The following is a 23,517-nucleotide window of genomic DNA, read 5'->3' on the forward strand; positions in this document are numbered from 1 at the left end:
TAATCCTTAGGTGAAGTTGATGGTCAGGGAACCGAGGTCCCCGAAATCGGCAGTAGCGGATTCGCCGGCGAGGACGGGGAGTGCCTTGGTGAACGACCCTGGCAGTATCAGCTGCCCGGCTTCGAGTACGACGCCGCGTTCACCGAGGATGTTCGCCAGCCAGGCCAGGGGAGCGATGGGGTTTCCCATAACTGATGCTCCGGTACCTGACTCCCGGATTTCGTTGTTAATGCGCAAGGTGCAGTTCACGGAGCCGAGATCTGCGGTGGCAATGTTGAGCGGTGTTGTTCCGACAGCGATCGCGCCGCAGGACGCGTTATCAGCGACGGTGTCGACCAGCTTGATGTTCCAGTCCGTGATGCGCGAATCGATGATCTCAATGGCCGGATAGATTTCGCCGATGGCGGCTGCCGCTTCGTGGAGAGTAACGCCGGGGCCCTGGAGGGTCTGCTTGAGCATAAAGCCGAATTCCGGTTCGACCTTCGGGGCGATGAAACCGGATGCCTCAATCCGGGCGTTCTCGTGGTGGACCATGTCGGCAAAGAAGAAACCGAAGTCAGGTGAATCGACTCCAAGCTGGGCCTGCATAGCCAAGGAGGTCAGGCCTACCTTGCGTCCGGAAAGTACTCGGCCAGCCTCGAGGTGGCGGCGCAGTTGGATGTCCTGGATGACATAAGCATCATCCAGTGTCATGTCTGGGAGTCGGTCGCGCAGCGGGGGGACTGGCTGCAGCGTTTCCTGGGCGGTGAGCAGTTCGTCTGCGAAGGTTTCCAGCGTGGAGGGCTCGATGATGGTGTCTTCGTTTTGGTTTTGGATAGTCATTACTTCACCAGCGCCGTCGTGACGCCGAAGCCGGCGATGTACTCCTTGATGGGCTTGTAGAACTCATACGTGACCTCATACGGGCCGCAAGCGCTCAGAGCGGAATAGGCCGCGATCCAGGTCCGGACCTCGTGCGATGAGTGCCCGGCCGCAGCATCCATGTCGTCCGGGTTGTAGGAGTCGAATTTTGCCACTTGTCCGGACTTGCAGATGTCGAGGAAGGCCCGGTCCCATTCGGGGTTGAGCTCCATGATGTCGGCCTCGCCGCGGACGAAGGCTTCGGCGGCGGCGATGGTACGGGTTTCGCGGGCGGCCCGTGCCTCTGGGGTCGGATTTCGGCCGTTGGTAAGCAGGGCCCGCTGTTCGGGGGTGGCGGTCGCGATCTGGGGTACCGGCGGGTCGTGGGAGAGTCCACCTGAGCCGAGGAAGAGGATCTTTTTGTCTGAGTTCTTGAAGTACTCGCCAACTGCCTGCCCGAATTTTCGGACCCTGGACACTTTGGTGAACGGGCGGGCGACGGAATTGATGAAGATCGGGATGAGCGGGGTTTGGTCCAGCCGGCCATAGATGATTTCCATGGGCTGGACGGCGCCGTGGTCCACTTCCATGCGGCGGGAGATGGCCGTGTCGATGTCCTGGTCGATGACGTACTGAGCCAGTTCCTCGGAGATGCTCGTTGGGACGCTGATCGAGCCTTCCCAAGAGCCGTAGTCTCCGGTACCCAATGCTTCATACCCGATGCAGAATGGCGGCATGAGGTCGTAGAAGAAGCCGTTGTAGTGGTCCGGGCCGAAGTTCACGACCAAGTCAGGGTTGAAGTCCAGCACGAACTGTCGCGCTTGGTCGAGGGCGGCCTCAACGGCTGCTTTGACTTCCACGGGTGGGTTGACATGTTCCAGCAGGGGGCTGTGGGACATGCATAGCAGGGCTTGAGTCATGGCTTCTCTCCTTTGGTCTGCCGGGCCATTCATCTGTTCCATTTGAATCGCCCCCGATGGAAAGGGGCACGTCCTCGTGCCATTGGGCGGTACACGGGTGGGATCGTGACCTATTTTCCGAGCTTGCGCTCCTTCAGGATGTACGTGAACGTCGCGTGCACGAGCTCTTTGCCGGTGTCGTCGGCTACCGAAACTTCCAGAACAGCCAAGGATCCACCCCCGCGGAGGATCCGGGCTGTGGCGATGGCCTGGGCCGCCTTGGAGTTGGACATGAAGTTCAGGTTGGACTGCACAGCCAGCGGGAACTGGCCCTTGTCCGCGAAGGCCTGCATGGCCATGAAGGTTCCGGTGATGTCGGCGGCCCCGAAAAGTGCGGCCGCGGCGTACATGCCGTTTGCCTGCGACAGGGCCGGGGTGAGCTTGAAGGACATGCTCATCGTGTCTGAGGTGACGGCGTGAGGTGCCAGCCCGAGGGTCGTGGCAATGTCATCGAAGCCGCGCTGTTGTTCAAACTTATTCCAAACGGCAGTGAACTCGTCGAGGGTAGTCGGGTGACCCATGGGGTTGCTCCTTTGATGTGGTTTAGGGATTCTTGCCACCGTATTGGCAGCGGCACGGTGAGCGGCAGGCAGGGTTCCACCTGACGGTACACATCCTGAATTTGACTGATGACCAGCCGCTTTCTGCTCCTTTTCGAGCTTTCGTTGCCGAGCTGGGGCTGCACGGAATTCCTCCGGATAGGCGAACCTTTGGTCCTTACTAACCGGTCACACAAAATGGTGCTTGACAAATTGCACCGTCTTACGGTTTGGAACATGCGCTGGCATGTGTGCCCGCAATCTATGTGTCATGGATGTATTGGCAACGGGAGGTGACACTCCCATCCGCTTTTCGATCCCATCTCCTAAGGACTTATCCAGATGAGCACCACGGATTCCTGCCCCTCGCAGGCCAACCTCGCCATCGGCAGGATGCCCCGCCCGGAGGCCATGACGACGAACATCGATGTGTCCTCGCTTGTCGATCCCGACGGTGGCCTGATTGACCGGTCCATCTACTCCAACCCAGGCATCTATCAGCAGGAGCTGCGCCGCGTCTTCGCCCGCAGCTGGCTGTTCCTGGCACACACCAGCCAGTTCGAGAAGCCCGGCGACTTCTTCACGACCTTCATGGGCGAAGACCCCGTTCTGGTCACCATGGACAAGCAAAAGAACATCCGCGCCTACCTCAATTCCTGCCGGCACCGCGGCGTGCGCCTCTGTCGGGCCGATGCCGGGGCAACCAAGATGTTCACCTGCACCTACCACGGCTGGTCCTACGACCTCGCCGGGGCTTTGCAGTCCGTGCCAAACGAGGTCGCCTATCCGGAAGGTTTTGACCGGAAGGACTGGAGCCTGATTTCCGTTCCCAATGTCGCGGTCTACAAGGGATTGATCTTCGGTAACTGGGATCCCGAGGCGGAACCCCTCGAAGAAACCCTAGGCGACATGCGCTACTACCTCGATGCCATGCTCGACCGTGACCCGGAAGGCACTGAAGTAGTCGGTGGTGTCATGAAATGGGTCCTGGAGGGCAACTGGAAGCTCGCCGCCGAACAATTCGCCACGGACTGGTATCACGTGAACATGTCCCATGCCTCGGCGCTCATGGTCCTTTCGCCCACCGGCCGTGGCCCGAAATCCGAAATTGCGGAGACTCCGGGACGCCAGTTCCTCTCCCCGAACGGTCACGGCGCCGGCTTTCCCACGCACCCGAAGTCCCGCTTCGACGCCAAGCCCGTACACGACTACTACGATTACGAGGCACTGCGTGAGCGCCTCGGAGACGCCGCCGTGGAAGGACCAATGACAACGGGGCATGCAACCGTTTTTCCTTCGTTCTCGTACCTTCCGGTCAATGGCTCCATCCGTGTCTGGCACCCCAAGGGACCGAACAAAATCGAGGTTTGGGCATGGATCCTCGTGGACAAATCCATGCCTGAAGAAGTCAAGAATGCCCAGCGCCTGTACAACCTTCGAACCTTTGGTCCCTCCGGCATCTTCGAAGCCGACGACGGCGAGAACTGGTCGGAGATTCAGGCAATCTCCGGGGGGTTCATTACCAACAACGTGCCCCTGAACTTCCAAATGGGTATCGGCAGCGAGCGGGAAGACGGCACCTACCCGGGGCAAACAAGCGAGCTGTACTCAGACGCCGCCGGCCGCGCCTTTTACCGTCACTGGGCCCATTTGATGAACGAGCCTGCCTGGCACGAGAAAGCAACCACACAACACCAGGAGAACGCGCAATGAGCGACTCAATCAACATCGGCGCCGTCGACGATATCGACGAGGGCGAGGCGAAGGTGATCTCCGGATCCGAAAACGGCACCGGAGCCGACATCGCCGTTTTCCACGCCGACGACGGCAACTTCTACGCCCTGGACGACACCTGCACTCACGAAACCGCTTCTCTTGCAGACGGCTGGATTGAAGGTACACAGGTGGAATGCCCGGTTCACTCGGCCAAATTCTGCCTAAAGACCGGGGCTGCACTGTGCATGCCTGCGACCATCGCGGCGCGCACGCACAAGGTTGAGGTCAAGGACGGCGAGGTCCTCCTCTATCCAAACATCGGCGCAAACGCTTAGCGTCACCCCCACCCGTTATCGCTCCAGAGAGATGAAGAGATGTCCCTGAACTCCGTCACGATTGTCGGGGGCGGCTTGTCCGGTTTTACCGTCGCCAAGGAACTGCGCGCCCGCGGCTTTACCGGAACGCTGACCATCATTGACCCCGCCGGCGTCCCTTATGACCGGCCCCCGCTGAGCAAGGACTACTTGCTCGGACACCGCACGGCAGAAGAAATCCAGCTGTCGGTCGCCCAGTGGTTCCACGACCAGCAGATCCAGATCGTCACCGGCACGGCCGCTGCGCTCCGCCCCGACGATGCCGCTGTGGTCCTCAATGATGGCACGGAAATCGTTAGCGACAAGGTGGTGCTGGCGACCGGGGGGACAGCACGCCGGCTGCCGATCCCGGGCGGAGACCTGGAATCGATCTTGGAGCTGCGCACACGCGAGGATGCCGATCGGCTGCGCGAGGTTCTCCGGCCGGGCGCCCGACTGGCCATCGTGGGAGCTGGACTGATCGGCGCTGAAGTCGCCTCCTCGGCACTTCCATTCGGCACAGAAGTGGTCCTGATTGATCCCGTGGATCCGCCCTTGGTGCCGGCCGTAGGCCATGAGCTCGCCCGGCGACTCCATGATATGCATCCCGAGCGCGGCATTCGTCTGGTTACTGGTGTCCCTCTCTCCATCACGGCCGACGGCGCAGGACACAACCTGGTTATGGACAGTGGCGAGACAATCAGCGCCGATGCCATTCTGGTCGGGATCGGAATCGTTCCTCAGACCGCGCTGGCCGAAGCGGCGGACCTTGATGCGGACAACGGTGTCCTCGTAGACGAGGGCCAAAGGACATCGCACCCGAACGTTTACGCGGTAGGCGACTCGGCGCGGATCCGGCTCGCAGATGGAACGCTCCTGCGTCGGGCCGAACATTGGGAGCACGCCATGAACACAGGGGCCACCGCGGCCGCGGCCCTGCTTGGCCACGAGTTGCCCCGCCACGGAGCGGGCTGGTTTTGGTCCGATCGCCACGGGGTCCACCTGGAAGGTGTCGGCAGCATGACCGGCGAAGGCACGACCATTGTCCGGGAGAAAGACGGCCAGCCGTCTGTCGTGTTCCGGCTTGATCCGGACGGATACCTGGCGGGCTGCGCGGCGGTTGACGGCGGTCTGACCGTGCGGGCTGCCAGGCGCATCATTGACCGCAGGATCCTCGTTGACCCCGAGCAACTTGCCGACCCCGGAATCGACCTGAAGAAGCTTGCAAGATAGGGAAGTACACCAATGACTGAACATATTGTGTCCGCGTCGGCAGCGACTGCCGCCGATGAACTGGACGGGCGGCTTGCCGATTCGGAGCTAACCCACCGAGTACAGCAGTTCTACTTCTACGAGGCGGAGTTGCTCGATGACGGCCGCTTTGCCGACTGGCTGGAGATCTTCGACGAGGACCTGTTTTATTGGGCGCCGCTCAGGACCAACCGGCTGCGCCGACAGGCTGCCCTTTCCATCGGTGTCCCCGGCGAAGCAGCCTACTTCGATGAAACGAAGGACTCTTTGGCATGGCGTATCCGCCGCTACGACTCGGGCATGGCTTGGGCTGAAGACCCACCCTCGCGGACGCGGCACCTGGTGTCCAATGTGACCGTCCGACACCAGAGCGAGACCGAGCTACGCGTCCGGTCGGCTTTCCTGGTCTACCGTAACCGGCTGCAGACCGAGACGGATATTTACGCCGGTGGGCGAACTGACATCATCCGCATCCAGCCGGACGGAGGGTTCAAGGTAGCCCGGCGCGAACTGCTGTTCGACGCGAACGTATTGCAGGCCAAGAACCTCAGCACGTTCTTTTAAACCCTTGACCCTGCGCTGCAGCATGCTGAAGCGCGGGTCGCTTTATAGAAAGAGATCAGGAATGAGTGGGACAACTGCGGCAGGGTGGCTCGACGGCGACGTGGCCTTCATTACTGGTGGTGGTTCCGGTATCGGCAAGGCGGTGGCTGAACGGTATCTTGCCGAAGGAGCATCCGTAGTCATCTTCGGCCGCGACAAAGACAAGCTCCAGGCGGTCGTGGAGTCGACAGGCCAAGAGGAACGCATTCTGGGTGTTGCAGGCGATGTGCGCGATCCGGAGTCTCTGCACGACGCTATCGCTCAGACGGTGGCCCGATTCGGAAAGCTGGATATTCTGGTCCCAAACGCCGGAATTTGGGACTACAACCGTTCAGTGACACGTCTGGACGGAGCAGATCTCGGGGCCGCCTTTGACGAACTTTTCGCAATTAATGTGAAGGGCTATCTACTCACGGTTGAGGCCGCCTGGCGGGAGCTAGTGAAGACCCGGGGGAACATCGTGATGACCCTTTCCAATGCTTCCTTTTACACCGCCGGGGGCGGCGCGGTCTACACAGCGTCGAAGTTTGCCTGCCGTGGCCTGCTCAATCAACTGGCCTACGAACTGGCCCCCAAGGTCCGGGTTAACGGCGTCGCTGTTGGAGCGATGAATACCGACCTGCGCGGTCCGGAATCGATCGGACTGAGGGACCGTTCCATCTCCGGCTCTTTCGCCCGCTCGGAGATCACTGGAAACAACCCCTTGATTCCCCTTCACGACTCGTCAATCGAGCCAAAGGACTTCACCGGCCCCTACGTGCTGCTGGCGTCGAAAACAAATTCGGGCAACATCACCGGCAACATCGTCCAGGCCGATGGTGGCATCGGCGTGCGCGGCTTTGGCGACCGCGCCGCCGGGGGAGACCACCTCTAACCTTCCGCCGCGTACCTAAAGCCCTTGAACAGGTGGCAGGCTGGACAATTTTCTTATCAAGACAACGGCAACCGAGAGGTAGGGGACATGTCCAAGAACGAAGTCGATCTGCTGAAGTGGCCCGATCCGCTGCCCTCCAGCTGGCGGGTTGTGGAAACCGAAGCCCCGCAGGGATGGGAAAAGTCCTACTCCGTCACTAACAACAATCTGCCTGCGGGGGCAGTCCATATGAGCTTCGTGCTGTCGACCCCGCTGGCGACAGCGTATCCTGCCGGTGTCCGCGATCGTCTCCTGGAACCAGCCCAAGGGGCTTCTGCCGAGGCGCTCCAGCTGGTATCGGAAAAGGTTATGAAAGACGATCCAGCATGCCGCCGGCTGGTGCTGGCAACCACTGAAGGGGACGTTGAGGCCATTGCCCGCGGCGAGGCTGCAGGTTATCGATACGTCGTGGACGTCGATGTACCCGGGCGTTCCCTCTCACTGCTTGTGGCGGAACCGGATTGGGTGCTCGAGGAGTCCCGCCACCTCGACGACATTCCTACCGAGTAAGGGCGCGTTCAAGGGCGAAGTACTTCGTGCTGTCCGCCCCCATTCTGGGTCGGGCTAGGCGCCCCGAGCCAACCGCAATTGATGCTGTCGCTGCGCGTTGACTGCTGCAACGGCCCGGCCTGCGGCATAGCAGACGTTACGTAGGACGTTCGACTGAGACTCAGGCAAGAATTTACCTGTTGGTCCTGAGATCGACAGAGCTGCGACCGGCTTGCCTTTGGGCCCCATTACCGGGGCGGCTATACAGTTCAGACCAGGAAGGATTTCCTCCCTGTCAAAAGCCAGATTCGTACGCCGCACCTCTGCCAGCTCCCGCCGGAATACTTCGGGAGAGGTAATCGTCGACGGGGTCCAGGCAGCCAACTCTCCATGCAGCAACTGCTCTGTAGCGTCGGGGTCATACGCCAGAAGCACCTTGCCCACAGCCGTGCAATGAGCCGGGGCGAACCCGCCGATACGTGAAGGGCTGCGGACCTGCAGATGCCCGTAGAGCTTGTTGAGATAAATAACGTCAGCGCCGTGCAGGACCGCCAGATGAACGGTTTGCTTCGTCAGTTCATACAGATCCGCCAGATAGGGCGTTAGCGCATCGCGCATCCGCCCTTGGGCCACAGTTTCGTGGCTTGTCCCGAGGTTCTGGATCATCTTGCCTAAGCGATAGGCATTTCCGGCCCGTTCCACAGCACCGTTGCGTTGCAGCATGCCCAGCAGCCGAAAGGCGGTGGACTTGGACAGGTCCGCCCTTCGGGCGAGTTCGCTCACGCCCACGCCGGTTATCGCGTCCTGTCCAAAAGCATTGAGCAGGGCAAGCGCCTTGTCGACGGCTGCACGGTCGTCGCGTGCTGACATGGTGCGGGACATGAGGTACCTCCAACGGTGCAGGTCTGGTCTGGGGAGAATGCGCAATGACAGCGATTGCTGCCGGCGGCCGGAACGATGTTGTTGCAAACCAGTGTGCTCGTCAATTGAAATGTTGTCAAAGGGCACTTTTCGTCATTTTTATGTGACACTTTTCCTATGACCATGAACGATCTCGTTTCACGCAACATCCGGCGCTTCCGCTCGGAACGCGAACTTTCCCTGGGAGAACTCGCTCAGCGCGCTGCCCTGTCAAAACAAACCTTGTCGAAGATTGAGCAAGGGGTGGGGAACCCGACGGTGGGGACACTTGAAAGCATCGCCAATGCCCTAGGGGTGAGCATCAGGCGTCTTCTCACCGAGTGGGGCACCCGGGGCTACGTCTCCCGCGCCAGTGAGGCTGCCTGGAAGCCCTCAGCAGTGGGGGAAGAGCGCAGCCTGGACCGTATCTACGGTTCCGGGTACGTGCAGACGCAAATCATCGTGGTCGACGTCGAAAACGAGGCCAGAACGATTCCAGCTCACAGTTCGGGGACCCTGCATCAGCTGTACGTCATTGAGGGCAAACTGCAGGTCGGTCCACAAAACGAAGAAGTATGTATCAGCGCGGGAGACTTCCTGCGGTTTCCGGGTGATGTTGATCATTCCTACCGGAGCCTGGGCGGCAGGGCTACCGCGCACGTGACGACTACCGCCCCGCAGGTTCCGCAGTTCTCACCCGCTCTCGACGAAAGCCGTGACCGATGGGGTGCCTAACCCTCTGGCCAGAGCCAGCCAGAATGGTCAGAGGCCGGTGCCGCAAAAGATTGGCGGGACCTCCTCCATGGTGGAGTTGATCCCGCCAAGCGCTGTTGCCCGAGTTACTTTGTGATGCCTTGGGCCCTGAGGTACTGCTTCAAAATGAGGTTGAACTCCGCCGCCCGTTCCACCTGGGACCAGTGACCGCACTGGCTAAAGATGTGCGCGTCTGCGTGCGGGATGATGTTGAGCAATTCCCAGGTCCGGGAAACAGGAATTACGACATCCTGAACTCCGTGAATGAGGAGCACCGGGATCTCCAGCTTGGAGAGTACGTCAAAATCCAGCGGAAGCGCATGGCGGTCACGGTCTCGGGCCTCTACTACATCCTTGAGCCGGTCACTGGCGGTGTCGTTAAGGGCGGACTGGTAGCGAAGGGACACGAGTTCGTCAGTCACCAGGGACTTGTCGACCACAAACATCTCCAAGGTCTGGCGGATACCCTCTTCCGTCAGGACGGGGTTGGAGTGGGCCTTGAGGGCTCCGGTGAGCTTTGCCCCGCCGGTACCCATGGAGACAATTCCAAGCAGGCGCTCGGGGAAATCAATAGCAAACTGGAATGCCAGCCAGCCGCCGAGGGAGTTACCCACGATCCAAGTTTTCTCGATGCCCAAAGCGTCGAGTACGCGTACAACGTGGCGTACCCACTCTTTGATGCCGTACTTCGTGTCCGGAGCAACGACGGACTGGCCGTAGCCGATGGAGTCGATAGCAATGCACCGCCCCAGCTCAGAGAGCTCGGGCAGGTTCAGCCACCAGTTCGCAGCAGCCGTAACACCTGTACCTGACCCGTGAAGGAACAGGATGGGGGTTCCCTCACCCAACTCGTGGTAGTGGGTGATTTCTCCGGCCGCTGTCTCGAGCCACTTGTCCTCCAACCCAAAGAAGGCATCGGTCTTGTAGTCGGGAATCTGGATAGTCATGTCGGTTTGCTCCTGAAAATTGCCTATGGGGAAGGAAGGTCCGGGAAGGATCGATTGATTCCACGTTATGCGCCCCACTTAGATCTCGAACCCTCATGTGCCGCCCCGCGGAACACAGATGCAGGTCAGCGGTGACGACGACTCCCTGTTGTTCCTGCTAGGACGAGCCGCTACGCTTCAAGCGTGTCAGCGTTCTCCGAGCCCACGTCCGCAGGTGCGGAGAGTGTCATTCGTGTGTCCGTAGGTGCGGAGAGTGTCATTCGTGAGATTACAGACTCCATCCTCGCCGAGCGGCGAGGAACGCTTGCGCGCATGGCTTGTGGGGGATCCGGCCGCCTTCAGCCGCCGTGAACAACAGATCGCTGCCTTGGCGGGCCTGCCACGATGGGAATCAGCAGCTCCACCAGGGCCGGATTCAGTCCGATTGTTCGTTTGCCGGCCCCGGTCTTTGGCCCCAGGTAATAGCGGGACTGCCCGTCGCGCTTCCATGCCTTATTGATTCGCACAGTCGGCGGTCGGCACAGCAGATCGATGTCGTCGACCTTTACGGTGGTTGCTTCGCCGAGCCTCGTTCCAGTCATGACCAGGAACTGAACAAAAGTTACGCGTTCTCCCAAGTAAACGAAACGGGGAGCATCACGGTCGGGTAGCGGACGCCGCGCCATGGCGCCATATTCAGCTGGCGCGACGACTGGTTCTTCCGATTGGAAGTCTGAGTCATGAGGTTTGTCCTGTTGTTACGCGAGACGCGGGAGGCTGGCAGGAGGGGTTCTCGGAGTCCCTCGGGACTCGGAAAAACGGTCTTCCTAAGGTAGAAGCTGCCGCGGCAATAAACGGCGCTTCGCGCCGGGGTGTAGGCATTCCGTGCACGCCGGAGGGGACCGCGCAGAGTGGGTACGGAGTCTGGGTGGTCCGTCTTAAGCAACGCTAGACCGAGGCGGTGCAGCGAAGGAGCTCGGCCATCAGGCGGTTGTTGTGGGTCTCTCCTGAATCGGTTGGCGGGCGAGGAGGGTGAGCGTCGACAGGACGGGTGTCGGGACACCCGTTTCGGCGCCTAGGCGCATGACCGCGCCGCCGATATAGTCGATCTCGGTGCGACGGCCGGCTTCCCTATCCTGCAGCATCGATGTCTTGTGGCTGCCGTGGCGTTCGTAGGCGTTGTTGATGGCCGCCTCCACATGAGCCAGAGATAGGACCACGCCCTTACTTGCCGCTACGGCGGCCGTCTCGGCCAGCACGTGCTGCACCAGTTCCCTGCTGTCCTGGCTCTCACCGATCTGTCCTACCGTTTGGCCGCTGACGGCGCTGAGCGTGTTCAGCGCGGCGTTGAAGGCGACTTTTTCCCAGATGGCAGGAAGGATATCCTCTTCGAGGACCGGGTTGAGACGTGCTGCCTTGAGTGCTCTGAACAACCAAGGGGCTTCGGAGGCTTGGCGTGGGGTGTACGAGCCGAAGCGCACTTTTCCGCTGTGGCTGGTCGTGAGGGTACCGGGTCGATCGAGATCGACGGGGAAGTCCGTAGTGCCGATCCACGTGCGTTCCGGGCCGAAATGGCGGGCCAGTTCCTCGCCGTTACCCAGGCCGTTCTGGAGGGTGATTCCGTGGGTTTCCGGACCGATGAGGTGGCTGATGGATTCCAGGGCCGGGGCAGTATGGAAGCCCTTCGTGAAGACAATGACCAGGTCAAGAATGTCGCGGAAGTCTGAGGCCAATCCTGCCTCGGCCCGCGTATGTTCTGTTCCGTCTTCGGTTGTGAGCGTGATTCCCCCACTGTTGAGCGCATTGATCGTTCTTGACGCGGCGTCGATGAATACAACGTCCTGGCCGGCGATTTGCAGTCTGGCCCCGAAAAGCTGGCCCATGGCTCCAGCGCCGAGAATACCGATTTTCACTATGGTTTGCCGTTCTGGTTAGAAGGGGTAATGGCGCGGTTCATGCTGCACGCTGACCCATTGGTCGGTGGTGAATTCGTCGATGGCCCACTCGCCGTTGAAGCGCCCGAGACCAGAGCTCTTTTCGCCTCCGAATGCCACATGCGGTTCGTCATTGATGGGAATGTCGTTGACGTGGGTCATCCCGGCCTTTAGCGCGCGGGCGAACCTGACGCCGCGCTCGGTGCTTGCAGTGAAGACGGCGCTGGAGAGGCCGAAGTCACTGTCGTTGGCCAATTCCAAGGCGTGTTGTTCGTCTCGGGCTTTGAGGATCCCCACGAGTGGGCCGAAGATTTCCTCACGGGCTATCTCCATGTCCGCTGTGACATCGGCAAAGATGTGTGGCGGCAGGACCTGGCCGGCTGCCGGACCGCCCAGCAGGGTCCGGGCTCCTTCTTCGGCCGCCCTGGCTATTTTCTTCTCCAAGTCTTCGCGTTGCTTGCTGTTGATCACTGGCCCGATGACCGTGCCCGGGTCGGCCGGGTCGCCGGTCGGCAACGTCCGGACGTGGTCGGTGAAACGGGTGAGGAATTCGTCGTAGATGCCGTCTTCGACGATGATTCTGTTGATAGCCATGCAGATCTGGCCCTGATGGAGGAATTTGCCCATGGCGGCAGCCCGGACCGCCTGGTTCAGGTCGGCGTCGGCGAGGACGACGAAGGGGCTGTTGCCGCCGAGTTCCAGGGCCACGTGTTTGAGATGCGATCCGGTGGCGGCAAGTCTGGCGACGTTTTGTCCCACAGGCGTTGATCCGGTAAAGGAAATGAAGGATGGTACGTGATGCTCAACGAAGGCGTCACCGATTTCCTGCCCTGCGCCGACGACGACGTTCAGCACGCCCGGCGGCAGACCGGCCTCTTCGAAGACTCTGGCCAGAATGAGGCCGCCGCTCACGGGCGTGTCGCTGGCTGGTTTGATCACCACGGCGTTGCCGAGTGCCAGTGCGGGGGCGATGGAGCGCTGAGTGAGGTGGAGGGGGAAGTTCCACGGGCTGATTACTCCGACGACGCCGAGCGGCCGGCGGTAGACCCGGTTTTCCTTGCCCGTGGTGTTGGATTCAAGGATCCGGCCCTGGACGCGGTGGGGGAAGGATGCTGACTCGACGGTGATGCTCTGCGCGGCGCCAAGTTCAATGTTGGCTTTAAGCACGGTGCTGCCGGATTCGGCGATGAGCCAGGAGATGATTTCCTCCCGGCGTTCGCCGAGGATTTGGGCGGCCCGCAGCATCACCTGCTGACGTTCTGCCGGACTCTGGGCGGCCCAGTCAATTTGCGCCTGGGCCGCGGCTTTGTAAGCCTCGTCAAGATCGAACCGATTGGCCTGGCGGATTGTCGTCAGCGTTTCGCCGTTGTAGGGGTTGGTGACGGTCAGGATGTTCTCTGATGCGCCATCGCGCCAGTTACCGTCGATGAACTGCTTTGCCGGGATCCAGGTGGTGACTGGTGATGCCTCGGGTGCGTGTTGGATTGTCATATTGGTTCTCCTGGTGAGGGCTGTTGGGGTTGATGTCACTGTTCTAGCTGATGCTGGGCGCCGCGGATTCGGCAGGCTGCGGTTCGGCGTCGGGTTCCTCGACGGTCTTGGTACGCGCGACCAGCAGCACGGCGGCGATGGCAATGACGCCGGGGATTGCGAAGATTATGAAGTTCTGGCCCAGGGGCAGTTTGAGCCCGATGAGTGCTCCGCCCAGGATCGGCCCTGCGATGGCGCCGAACCGTCCCATCGCTGAGCACCAGCTGACGCCGGTGGATCGTATTTCGGCCGGATAGTAGTCGGCGCCGAAGGCGTGGACGACGGCTAGAGTCCCGATCGTGGTGGCGCCTGCGATGAAGAGGAGGATGTTGAGGACCTCAGGGCCGGGGTGGGTCCCCAGAAGGATCAGTGACACCACGGCCAGGGCGAAGAAAATAATCAGGACCAGTTTGTTGCCGAAGCAATCACCCAGCCAGCCTCCGGCCAGGGCACCGACGGTGGCCCCGATGTTCAGGACGATGAGGAACTGCAGGCTGGATCCAAGGTCGTAGCCGCCGGCGATCATGATTTTCGGTAGCCAGGTGTTCAGGCCGTAGACCATGAGCATGCACATTCCGAAGCTCAGCCACACCATCGGGGTGCCCAGGAGCCGGCCCTCTCGAAAGAGCCGAGACGCGGAAACCGACGGACGGTGCTGAGGGGCAGGAATTGTCCAGTGCACGTGGTCATGGTTCTGGGTCGGCACTGCGCGGCTAAGCAGGGCGCGGGCCTCTGTTTCCTTCCCGTGGCTCATCAGAAAGGTCATGGAATCAGGCATCCACCGGTACAGGAAGGGGAGGAACAGCAGCGCTGCACCGCTAAGGAAGAAGACCGGTTTCCAGCCCAGAAGAGGGAGGATCCAGAGGGCGACGAGCGTGGCGACGATTGAACCCACTGAGTAGATACTGAGCATGATCGTCGTCAGGGCGTGGCGGTTGGCCCTGGGCGCGAGTTCGTTCATCAGCGACACGATGTTGGGTATGACGCCGCCCAGGAAGATGCCGGTCAGGAACCGAAGCGCACCGAAGGCTTCTGGTGTCGTGGCCAGCCCGGTTGCAATTGCCGCCAGTGAAAAGAGCAGTGTGCCGTGAACGATCACTGGCCGCCGGCCGATCCTGTCGGCCAGGGAACCGAGGGTCAGGGCGCCGATCATCATGCCGATGAGGGCCGCGCTGCCGAGCCAGCCTGCCTGGTCAGGGGTGAGGGACCATTCCGTCATCAGGGTTGGCAGGACCGAGCCGTAGACGATCAGGTCGTAACCATCGAAGAACATGATGAATGAGCAGCAGAGCAGCAGGATGAGATGAAAACGATTAAGGCGGGCGTCCGCCATGGCTTTGATTGGCGTGAATTGCGTCATTGCGATTCTTCTGTCTCTAGGAAAATGCGCCGGTTAGAAAGGGTCGGTGGTGGAAGTGGGCACTTCCAGGAGAGTGGGGGTGTCTGATTGCAGGGCTGCGGAAAGCTTGTCTTTGAAGTTTTCCAGGCTCGTAATCCTGTGGGCCTCGACGCCATAGCCTTCGGCGATGGAGCTGAAGCCGATACCCGGGACGTCAAGGCCCGCGGCGTTTTCGGCGTTGAGGAGTTTGGCGAAGGCGCGCAGCGCCCCGTACGTGCCGTTGTTCAGGATGATGAAAACGACAGGGATTTTTTCTTGAGCGGCCGTCCACAAAGCTGTGATGCCGTAGTTTGCCGAGCCGTCGCCGATGACGGCGATGACCCGCCGCCGATCGTTCGCGAGTTGAACGCCGACCGCTGCGGGCATTCCAAAGCCCAGGCCTCCCGATGCCGGGAAGTAGTAGCTTCCGGGATGCTTTAGTTCCACCCGTTTCCACAGAGCCGCGACGGTGGAGGTCGACTCATTGACATAGATGGCATCCTCGGGTGCCACCTCGTTCATCACCTCAAAGACAGCTTCCGGCGCCAGGAGATCATCCTGTGAGTCCGGGACCGGCGGAATGTCACATGCCGTAAGTGGTGGCCGTTTCGATGGGGGGATCATGTCGGCCAACGCCCGCAGCGTCTGGCCGATGTCTGAAACCAGGGCATCTCCCATCGGTGCCCGTGCTGCCTCGCCGGCGTCACAGGTGATGTGGATTAGACGGCTATTTTCCGGCAGGTAGCTGCCGGGCTGGTACTGGTGGTAGCGGAACACGGGGGCGCCAATGACCACGATCAGGTCGTGGCCGTTCAGTAGCGCGGAGATTCCGGCGATGGAGGCCGGCAGAACACCGCGGAAGTTCGGATGGCGCGTCGGAAAGGGGCAGCGTGGCGCTGACGGCGCGATCCACACGGGCGCGGCCAGCTTTTCGGCCAAGCGAACGGCGTGGTGATTTGCCCGGACCGCATCGACATCCGGTCCAAAAACAAGGGCAGGGTTCGCTGCTTCCCCCAGGGCAGTCAGGATGTCCTCCAACTGTTCGACGGAGGGGCTGCCTGCCCTGCTTACAGATCGTGAGCTGAGGTATTCACTCAGGCTCCCGCTTTCCTGATTCCAGTCATCGTAAGGGATCGAGAGGTATACGGGTCCCTTGGGATCGGTCGTGGAAGTGTGGATTGCTTGGCTCAGTGCCCGGGGAACATCCGTGGCCTGTGCCGGTTCGGCACTCCATTTTACCAGCGGCCGTGGCAGTGAGGCGGCGTCCACATTGGACAGCATCGCCTCGAGCCCGATCATCGGACGGACCTGCTGGCCCGCCGAGATCACCAGCGGAGTATGCGAATACCACGCGTTCGTTAGGGCGCCCATGGCATTGCCCGTTCCTGAAGCGGCGTGCAGGTTAACAAAGGCGGCCTGACCTGACGCCTGGGCGAAGCCGTCCGCCATGCCCACCACGACGCCTTCATGCAGGCCCAGGATGTACCGGAAATCGGCGGGCATTGCGTCAAGGAAGGGGAGTTCGTTGGATCCGGGGTTGCCGAAAATTGTGGTCAGCCCGTTGCTTCGCAGAAGATCGTACGCCGCGGCGTGAACGGTGGTCATTGATGTGTCTCATTTCACTGATCGATTTATTCAAGATTAGGTATCCCTCTGCTATCAGTCCAATGAATTCTGTCTCTAGGCAAAATGCATGTCATCTATAGTTAGTTTTATGGCCGACCTGGATTTAAATCTTCTGAAGACATTTGTCAGCATCTACGAGACGCGGAGCCTGACGCAGACCGCCGCCGAGATGTCCATCACTCAGCCTTCTGTTAGCCATGCTCTGTCCAGGTTGCGCCGGCAACTCGGCGACCCGTTATTTACCCGCAGCGCCGGAGGGATGACGCCTACGCAGAAGGCCGTAGAACTCTTCTCAACGTTCAAGGCGTCCCTGAATGCGATCGATCTCGCCATCGACGGGACCAGGAACTTCGACCCGACTACCTCGAACCGCACTTTCCGGCTCTGCCTTTCGGACCTGGGTGAAATGGCATTTCTGCCCGCACTCATGGAACGGCTCCTCCATGACGCCCCGCAGATTGTGCTCGAAGTCGTTCCCATGCAGATCGACAAGGTATCCGAGTGGCTCGGGCACGGGGCCGTGGATGCGGCCATTGCCAGCGTTCCCATCGGCGGGGCCGCCCGCAGCCGAGTGATCGACCAGGAACACTACGTCTGCGTGCTCCCTGACAGGGAAGGCGGGAACAATGAAATAATGACACTGGCGGAGTTCGCAGCGATGCGGCATGTCGTCATCGACCAATCGGCAGGACACCACCTTGCCGAGGCCGAAATAGCCGCCCTGGGCATCGAACGAAACATCGCTCTCCGTCTCCACCACTTCTCGGTGCTACCACTGGTGCTGGCCGGGCAGAATCTCGCCGCCATCGTTCCTTCGAGAGTGGCCCGCATGTTCACGGAAAAGGCTCCCCTCAGCATCCGGGAACTGCCATTTAATGTTCCGCCATTCGACGTATCGCTGTACTGGAATGGCACGGCACCGCGGTCCCAGGCCCTGCAATGGTTTCATGAAACCATCGCCGACTCCCTGAACTGAAAAGGTGCCGCGCGCACTTGCTACGCAGTCTCGCTCCGGGACACCGCGGCTCCGGTCGGCGGTCGACTGAGGCTGGATACGGACAGGAATCCGGCCGCAGGGGAACCCGAGTTCCGCACGATCGATGCGGCATCCGTCTGTTTTCGAACGCCGATAGTCGACCTTTCGTCAACTTAGGCAGGGGAGAGGGGCAACCTGCGTGCCTAATCTGAGCAGCGCGCGGCCAAGCTAATGAACTGCGTTCATCGCTTCATTCTCGCTTCCGCTAGGCGACTAGCGCTGTCGGCGGTACGTCTCGTGAGAACGAAAGCCAGACGCCGGGTTGCCACCAAAACGGCAGTATGGCGTGTGGTCGGGGTTCATCCCGGCAAGGTAGCCGGCTGCACCGCGGCCACGGAAACTCTTTTACAACGGTCTGCAAGGAAGCTCGGCCTTCAGCAGTTAATGCGCACCATAACTCATTCCCGACTTCATGCACCCACTGGCAATGCTTCGAACCGTCGCCCTGGGAGTAGGTCGATCCACCGCTTACCCACCGGGATTGCCCGGGGCTAGGACCTAATAGACTCTCCCGAGGATCGGATAGACCGGTCAGAGAAACGGTGGGGTTTATGGACGCGACAGCGTGGGCGGCAGTAGCAACAGGTCTATCCGCTCTTGTAATCGCTTGGCAGTCATTCGAGACACGCCGGTCTGCCGGCCAAGCCAAGAGATCTGCGGACGCCAGCGAGGAAGCAGTGGGTGCAGCTGTAGATGCCCTGGAACTGACGCGACAGCAAGCCAAGCACTCTCAGCTCATGGCGGCCGAAGCGATACGGGCTCGAATGGAAGTCCAAGGGCCGGCGATAACAGTCCGCTTCGCTGACCCGGACGGGCCTAAGGCTCACTCTTACGCGCTTGCACCGACTTCTGACGCGGAAACGCCGACGATCATCAGACCCGGTTATGAGCTGTGGGATCCGAGGAACGGCGACGACTGGCTTTACGCGGTCGTCAGCATCTCCTTCGAAAACACAAGCCCCCATCCCGTGACCATCATCTGCCCTAACCTGTTCAGCCACCAGTCCGACGGGAAGATGGTCAGCCGGATCCCGCGACTCCTCATACCTGCTCCTCGTCCCGAAACGCCCATGATAATCAGCGCCCAACTATTAGTTGGAACCACCGTTGCGAACTGGCTCAGGGTAACCAAGCAGCAGAATCTCGGCACACTCGTCGGAGGTTCCGCGCAATGGTCCACCGAACTCATTGGCGAAACTGGCGTCCAGGTCACCAATGAGATTCAGATACTCGGCTCCATCATTGAGAGCTTCAAGGAAAACGGGGGGTACAGACTTCGGGAGATCGGACCCGATGTCAACTACCCTTCACGTTTCTTGGTACAGCCGCAGAGACGTGAGTATTTCATTGGGCAAGACCGAGACGGGACACGCCACAAGCTGCCCCCTATCGAACCGGAAATCATCAAGGACTAGTTCGACATGGCAACCCCAACAGCCAGAGAAGCTGATGGGGAACTTCCATACTTGGGGAACTTGACGGTCTTATGTCGCCCAAAACTTGTCCGGACAACCAACCCCTGAGGGAATGAAGTGACGCCAGCAAAACTGAGTAGTCAACTTGTTTGGATCTTCGAGCAGGAGCTCCTGTTTCAGACTCGGCAGGTGATGCGCACGATCCAGCCGATCAACACCTTCCTCACCAGTGACGACCAGACGAAAGATGTTGAAAGCTTCTGGTTCTGTATAAATTCGGCGCTCAACGCCATGGCAAGCATCGGCAATATCCTCTGGCCATCGCAGGATCGGAAGTATTTGGGGGCGCATGATGTGCGGTCCAGCTCAAAGCTAAGGGGCAAGCTATTGCGGGAGGAGCTAGGTGTTTCGGATGAGAGCGTCCTGACGCTTCACGATGTTCGCAACGGCTTCGCTCACTTCGATGAGCGTGTTGACCGCTGGTATGTGCAGTCAGAAAATAAGACCTTCATTGACCTTTGCATTTCTGGAAACAACGGCCTCTCAGGGGTGCCCGGTACCGTCCACGGTCGACACTTCAACTCTGACACCAAAGTGATTTCCGTTTTCGGGGTCTCACTCAACATGGAGGCGGCCTTGCAAGAAGTCGTTGATTTGAACCGCTTGATTGAGAAGCATATCTATAGTCCGCGACCAGGGTTGCTCCGTCGGACGGTTGTCAGAGGTCCTCTGTAACTTACCTCGGCAGGATTAGCCGGAGCAGCATGCCCGCGATGTACCCGTCCCCGGCATCTGCAGGCTGTTCGCGTACGACACAACCATGATGGCAACTCAACAACCGGATCTGAGCCGCGAAAACGCCCGTTTTTCCGGGCCCAGGAGCCACTTCCATTCGTCCTACTTAAACGCCGATAACGGACGTTACGTCAAGTAGTACTCTGCGTATCTCATCGGATGAATCAATCAGGCCCTCTCCCGCGGAGTTCCGCGCCACGTGTCTACTGAGCCCTTGTGGGGCGGCATTCAAGGGTTTTCTCCGGCGCCGATCGATACCGGCAGCAGTGGCGCGTAGCTCCGTGCCAATGCTCTATGCGACAGAAAAGCGTCCCTGACCTGCGGATTTGCTGGGATGATGCATTTAATGAATCATTGATTCAGATTTTGGAGCAGGGCTGGGAGGTTAAATGGCAGTCGATGGATCAGGGCGGGTGCATCTACTTGGCTCCGTCCAGCTGCTTCATCCTGAACAGCAGACCTTCGACGACATGTTGGATGGCTGGCGCAACCAGCAGTTATCGCGCAACCTGAAGTTCGACACCATTGACCAGCGCATCCGATACGTCCGCAGGTTCGTCGACCATGTGAATGAATTTCCGTGGCATTGGACCCCCGCCCAAGTCGAGGAGTACTTCGGGGACCTGCGCTCGATCCGGCACTTGAGCCACTCGACGCTGCGCGCCCACCAGTCCGCGCTGCGCCACTTCACCTCCTACGTCGCCAACCCCGACTACGGCTGGGACCGGGTCTGCGAACAGCGCTTCGGTACGCATCCGGCCCAGGTCTTCTACGAGTGGAACACCTCCACACATGTGCAGGAATTCGAAGGCCGCCCCTCCAAACGTCCCTTCACCAGGGAGGAGCTCCAGAAGCTCTTCGACCACGCCGACGACGAGGTCGAACTCATCGAAGCCTCCGGTAAAAAGGGTTGGCAGGCAGCGTACCGCGACGCTGTCATGCTCAAGGTGGCCTATTCCTACGGACTCCGGTTCAACGAGCTGCGGCACCTGCAGACCGTCGACTTCGCTACCAACCCGCACGCACGCAAATTCGGGAGATTCGGGGTCTGCAAGGTCCGGTTCGGCAAGTCCCGCCGGGCATCACCGCCCAAACCCCGCAGCATCCTGACGGTCTTCGACTGGACCGCCGGCGTGCTCGAGGATTGGCTCGCCAACGGCCGAGGAACGCTTCACACCCTCGACCTCTTCCCCAGCGAACGCGGCGGACTCATCGTCGAATCCACCCTCCTGCGGCGCCTCCGGCGCTATCTCGACGAGCTGGGACTTCCTCCGGACGGGCTGGACCTGCATTCCCTGCGCCGCTCCTACGCCACACACCTGCTGGAAGCCGGATGGGATCCTAGATTCGTGCAATACAAATGGGCCACGAGTACGCGTCAACCACCGGCATCTACCAATTCGTCAGCGATGACTTCCGCAACACCACCCTGCGGGCGTCCCTGGACCGCACGATGGACCGGGCCTTGGGCAAACAATCTGGAGGCCGACGATGAAGCGCAAGGTCGAATACACGTGGCGGCTCTCCGAGCTGATGGCGGCCCGAGGGCTTCACAACACTACCGATCTCATCCCGCTGCTGGCCGAGCGCGGAATCATCCTGTCCCGGCCGCAGGTCTACCGCATCGTCAACCAGAAGCCCGAACGGGTCGCCCTGCAGGTCATCGCGGCGATCTGCGACATCTTCTCCTGCGGCCCCGAAGACCTCATCACCGTCACCGCCGCCGACGTCCGCGCACGCAAAACGGGAACAGCCAAATCCCCCAACGTCGTAGACCTGAACCGCACCGTCCGCCCGCGCCGCGCCCGCATCATCGACGATGAACACTGAACACCCGGAAGGACTCATCCCGCGCCACACCGTCCGCGGCCGGCCCCGCACAACCGGAACCATCCAGTGCGCCCGCTGCGGCCGCAACGCCGGCAAGACCAGGGCGAGCTGGCCCGAAGGCAAGATCTGCGGTCCCTGCTTCACCGTGGCGACCCGCACCCACGGCACCTGCCCCGACTGCGGGCAGCACAGACTGCTCCCCGGTCCACCCGCACAGGATGGAGGACCACGGTGCGCGCCCTGCGCCGGTATCCTCCACAACTTCCACTGCGCCCGCTGCACCCAAGAAGGTGAGTTCTACCGCCGCGGCATCTGCGCCCGCTGCGCACTCCGGGACGACCTCACCGCCCTACTGCTGACGAATCCGGCCGATCCCGTAACCGCAAACCGCATGGTCGAAGTCCTCTGCCAAGCCGATCGACCGGAAAGCATCATCACCTGGAAACGCTCCCCGAAGGTCCAGGCGCTCCTGACGGCCGTTGCTAGCGGACAGACTCCCCTGACCCACGAAGGTCTCGACGGTCATCGGGAAACGGCGGGGCGGGCAGCCGACCACCTCCGGGCAATACTCGTCCATCACAGGCTCCTCCCCTATCAGGACCCCTACCTGAACCGCTTCGAAACCTGGATCGATGCCAAGCTCCGCCCCCTGCCCGCAGAGGTGGCCAAACCCGTCGAGCATTTCGCCAAATGGCACCACCTCCGGCGCATCCGCGCCATGGCAACCCCAGACAAAACGGCCCAGCGCCCGGTGCACTCAGCCAAGCAAAGAGGTCACTGAAACCATCAAATTCCTCGACTGGCTCTGGCAGACTCACAACCGCACCGCCGCAACCTGCACCCAGCAGGACGTGGACACCTGGCTCACGGCCGGGCCGACCACCAGGAAAGCCATCCGGACCTTCTTCGTCTTCGCTAAGAAGGCCGGAACAAACATGCGTGTCGAAATCGGCCACTATGCCGCTAAAGACCGGCCTGCCATCCCGCAGGAACAACGGCTTGCCTGGCTACGGGAACTGCTCACAGGCACCAGCGAGTCCCTGCCTTACAGAGTCGCTGGAACACTGCTCCTCCTCTATGCCCAGCCCCTGGTCCGGGTGGCGGCGCTCCGGACCGACGCAGTCAGCATCGACGACACCACCGGCGCGATCAGGATCTCCTTCGGCACGCATCCAGTACCGGTACCAAAGCCCTTCGTGGAACTTCTCAGCCAGCACCTCCAGAACCGCCCCAACCTCCGAACAGCATCACGTGCGGAAAGCCCCTGGCTCTTCCCCGGAACCCGGGCAGGCCAACACCTCCACCCGAACACCATCATGGACAGACTCCGCGGCCTCGGCCTTGAACTGCTCGGCGCACGAAACACCGCCCTGGACGAACACCTGGCCGTCACACCGCCACCACTGGTCGCGGACGCACTCGGCTACAGCTACCAAGTGGCCTTCCTCCACGCAGACAACGCTGGGGACGCCTGGTCACGCTACGTTGATCAACGGACCAAACCCTGAATGAAGAAGGGCCGGCATGCGCTTAGGAGAGGTTAGAATCCGGCCGAGTCTTCTTCGACTGCAGCCACATCACGAAATAGCCAACTGCAAGCACGATCGATATGACGGCGAGAATGAGATGCAGATAGTCAGGGGCTCCTCGAGATATTTCAACAGCCGCCAGCGGCAGCCACAGGGCGGTATTCAAGGACCAAAGAACCGTCCAAAACACTAGGACTCGGCG

Annotated in this window: 24 protein-coding genes and 1 pseudogene; 14 read left to right on the forward strand and 11 right to left on the reverse strand. The window is 60.7% G+C overall.

The features are described 5' to 3' along the window. Window positions 1–6: 6 nt before the first annotated feature. The 3 genes from J2805_RS19150 to J2805_RS19160 form a co-directional block, all read right to left on the reverse strand. On the reverse strand, window positions 7–822 hold the full coding sequence (locus J2805_RS19150; protein ID WP_309979090.1) for a 2-keto-4-pentenoate hydratase: 816 nt from the start codon (window positions 820–822) through the stop codon (window positions 7–9). Further along, window positions 822–1,760, reverse strand: coding sequence for a 3-carboxyethylcatechol 2,3-dioxygenase (locus tag J2805_RS19155; RefSeq protein WP_309979092.1), 939 nt, complete (start codon window positions 1,758–1,760; stop codon window positions 822–824). Before J2805_RS19155 ends, J2805_RS19150 begins: the two co-directional genes overlap by 1 nt. Before the next feature lie 110 nt (window positions 1,761–1,870). Further along, window positions 1,871–2,320 carry a PaaI family thioesterase gene (locus J2805_RS19160; RefSeq protein ID WP_309979094.1) on the reverse strand — a complete coding sequence of 150 codons (450 nt, stop codon included), beginning with the start codon at window positions 2,318–2,320 and terminating at the stop codon, window positions 1,871–1,873. A gap of 360 nt (window positions 2,321–2,680) precedes the next feature. On the opposite strand from J2805_RS19160, the gene J2805_RS19165 reads away from it, so the two are divergent. The 6 genes from J2805_RS19165 to J2805_RS19190 all read left to right on the forward strand — a co-directional run bounded on the left by J2805_RS19165 (window position 2,681) and on the right by J2805_RS19190 (window position 7,684). Beyond that, a complete protein-coding gene (locus J2805_RS19165; protein WP_309979096.1) occupies window positions 2,681–4,051 on the forward strand; it encodes an aromatic ring-hydroxylating oxygenase subunit alpha in 1,371 nt (456 codons plus the stop codon). Continuing rightward, window positions 4,048–4,389, forward strand: coding sequence for a bifunctional 3-phenylpropionate/cinnamic acid dioxygenase ferredoxin subunit (locus J2805_RS19170; protein ID WP_309979098.1), 342 nt, complete (start codon window positions 4,048–4,050; stop codon window positions 4,387–4,389). Before J2805_RS19165 ends, J2805_RS19170 begins: the two co-directional genes overlap by 4 nt. A gap of 39 nt (window positions 4,390–4,428) precedes the next feature. Further along, complete coding sequence (locus J2805_RS19175; protein WP_309979100.1) at window positions 4,429–5,640, forward strand: NAD(P)/FAD-dependent oxidoreductase; 1,212 nt, start codon at window positions 4,429–4,431, stop codon at window positions 5,638–5,640. Window positions 5,641–5,652: 12 nt separating this feature from the next. After that, entirely contained in the window at window positions 5,653–6,222 is a 570-nt protein-coding gene (locus tag J2805_RS19180) for an aromatic-ring-hydroxylating dioxygenase subunit beta (RefSeq protein WP_309979102.1), read from the forward strand. Window positions 6,223–6,283: 61 nt separating this feature from the next. Continuing rightward, window positions 6,284–7,135 carry an SDR family NAD(P)-dependent oxidoreductase gene (locus tag J2805_RS19185; RefSeq protein WP_309979104.1) on the forward strand — a complete coding sequence of 284 codons (852 nt, stop codon included), beginning with the start codon at window positions 6,284–6,286 and terminating at the stop codon, window positions 7,133–7,135. Window positions 7,136–7,222: 87 nt separating this feature from the next. Further along, window positions 7,223–7,684: a hypothetical protein gene (locus J2805_RS19190; protein WP_309979106.1), complete on the forward strand. Its 462-nt coding sequence runs from the start codon at window positions 7,223–7,225 to the stop codon at window positions 7,682–7,684. A 54-nt stretch (window positions 7,685–7,738) separates the two neighbouring features. Here J2805_RS19190 and J2805_RS19195 read toward each other — a convergent pair whose 3' ends face one another. Further along, on the reverse strand, window positions 7,739–8,545 hold the full coding sequence (locus J2805_RS19195) for an IclR family transcriptional regulator (RefSeq protein ID WP_309979108.1): 807 nt from the start codon (window positions 8,543–8,545) through the stop codon (window positions 7,739–7,741). A 156-nt stretch (window positions 8,546–8,701) separates the two neighbouring features. Between J2805_RS19195 and J2805_RS19200 the strand changes: the two genes are divergently transcribed. Then, complete coding sequence (locus J2805_RS19200; RefSeq protein WP_309979110.1) at window positions 8,702–9,298, forward strand: helix-turn-helix domain-containing protein; 597 nt, start codon at window positions 8,702–8,704, stop codon at window positions 9,296–9,298. A 104-nt stretch (window positions 9,299–9,402) separates the two neighbouring features. Here the strand turns inward: J2805_RS19200 and J2805_RS19205 are convergent, their stop codons facing one another. The 6 genes from J2805_RS19205 to mdlC all read right to left on the reverse strand — a co-directional run bounded on the left by J2805_RS19205 (window position 9,403) and on the right by mdlC (window position 16,689). Further along, window positions 9,403–10,263 (reverse strand): alpha/beta fold hydrolase, encoded by an 861-nt coding sequence (locus tag J2805_RS19205; RefSeq protein WP_309979111.1) that lies wholly within the window; start codon window positions 10,261–10,263, stop codon window positions 9,403–9,405. Between the two features lie 338 nt (window positions 10,264–10,601). Beyond that, window positions 10,602–10,844: a site-specific integrase gene (locus J2805_RS19210; RefSeq protein WP_309979113.1), complete on the reverse strand. Its 243-nt coding sequence runs from the start codon at window positions 10,842–10,844 to the stop codon at window positions 10,602–10,604. 381 nt (window positions 10,845–11,225) lie between these two features. Continuing rightward, window positions 11,226–12,155 carry a ketopantoate reductase family protein gene (locus tag J2805_RS19215; RefSeq protein WP_309979114.1) on the reverse strand — a complete coding sequence of 310 codons (930 nt, stop codon included), beginning with the start codon at window positions 12,153–12,155 and terminating at the stop codon, window positions 11,226–11,228. An 18-nt stretch (window positions 12,156–12,173) separates the two neighbouring features. After that, window positions 12,174–13,667, reverse strand: a complete 1,494-nt coding sequence (locus tag J2805_RS19220) for an aldehyde dehydrogenase family protein (RefSeq protein WP_309979116.1) — start codon at window positions 13,665–13,667, stop codon at window positions 12,174–12,176. Between the two features lie 43 nt (window positions 13,668–13,710). Beyond that, a complete protein-coding gene (locus J2805_RS19225; RefSeq protein ID WP_309979117.1) occupies window positions 13,711–15,066 on the reverse strand; it encodes an MFS transporter in 1,356 nt (451 codons plus the stop codon). A 33-nt stretch (window positions 15,067–15,099) separates the two neighbouring features. Continuing rightward, window positions 15,100–16,689, reverse strand: a complete 1,590-nt coding sequence (gene mdlC / locus J2805_RS19230; RefSeq protein WP_309979119.1) for a benzoylformate decarboxylase — start codon at window positions 16,687–16,689, stop codon at window positions 15,100–15,102. A 109-nt stretch (window positions 16,690–16,798) separates the two neighbouring features. Here mdlC and J2805_RS19235 point away from each other — a divergent pair, with 109 nt between their 5' ends. The 7 genes and pseudogenes from J2805_RS19235 (at window position 16,799) to J2805_RS19265 (ending at window position 23,294) form a co-directional block, all read left to right on the forward strand. Further along, complete coding sequence (locus J2805_RS19235) at window positions 16,799–17,686, forward strand: LysR family transcriptional regulator (protein ID WP_309979121.1); 888 nt, start codon at window positions 16,799–16,801, stop codon at window positions 17,684–17,686. Window positions 17,687–18,297: 611 nt separating this feature from the next. Then, window positions 18,298–19,161 (forward strand): hypothetical protein, encoded by an 864-nt coding sequence (locus J2805_RS19240; protein ID WP_309979123.1) that lies wholly within the window; start codon window positions 18,298–18,300, stop codon window positions 19,159–19,161. A gap of 117 nt (window positions 19,162–19,278) precedes the next feature. Continuing rightward, window positions 19,279–19,896, forward strand: coding sequence for a hypothetical protein (locus tag J2805_RS19245; RefSeq protein WP_309979125.1), 618 nt, complete (start codon window positions 19,279–19,281; stop codon window positions 19,894–19,896). 530 nt (window positions 19,897–20,426) lie between these two features. After that, window positions 20,427–21,254: pseudogene (locus tag J2805_RS19250) on the forward strand (tyrosine-type recombinase/integrase); the annotation flags it as partial. A gap of 193 nt (window positions 21,255–21,447) precedes the next feature. After that, the gene (locus J2805_RS19255) at window positions 21,448–21,786 is read left to right on the forward strand and encodes a helix-turn-helix domain-containing protein (protein ID WP_309979127.1); all 339 of its coding nucleotides are present in this window, start codon (window positions 21,448–21,450) and stop codon (window positions 21,784–21,786) included. Then, complete coding sequence (locus J2805_RS19260; RefSeq protein WP_309979129.1) at window positions 21,776–22,567, forward strand: hypothetical protein; 792 nt, start codon at window positions 21,776–21,778, stop codon at window positions 22,565–22,567. Before J2805_RS19255 ends, J2805_RS19260 begins: the two co-directional genes overlap by 11 nt. Window positions 22,568–22,637: 70 nt before the next feature. Further along, entirely contained in the window at window positions 22,638–23,294 is a 657-nt protein-coding gene (locus J2805_RS19265) for a hypothetical protein (protein WP_309979130.1), read from the forward strand. A gap of 22 nt (window positions 23,295–23,316) precedes the next feature. Here J2805_RS19265 and J2805_RS19270 read toward each other — a convergent pair. After that, window positions 23,317–23,517 (reverse strand): hypothetical protein (locus J2805_RS19270; RefSeq protein ID WP_309979132.1); only part of this gene is annotated, 201 nt, incomplete at its 5' end.

This window comes from Arthrobacter oryzae (assembly GCF_031454875.1).
GTDB lineage: Bacteria > Actinomycetota > Actinomycetes > Actinomycetales > Micrococcaceae > Arthrobacter > Arthrobacter oryzae_D.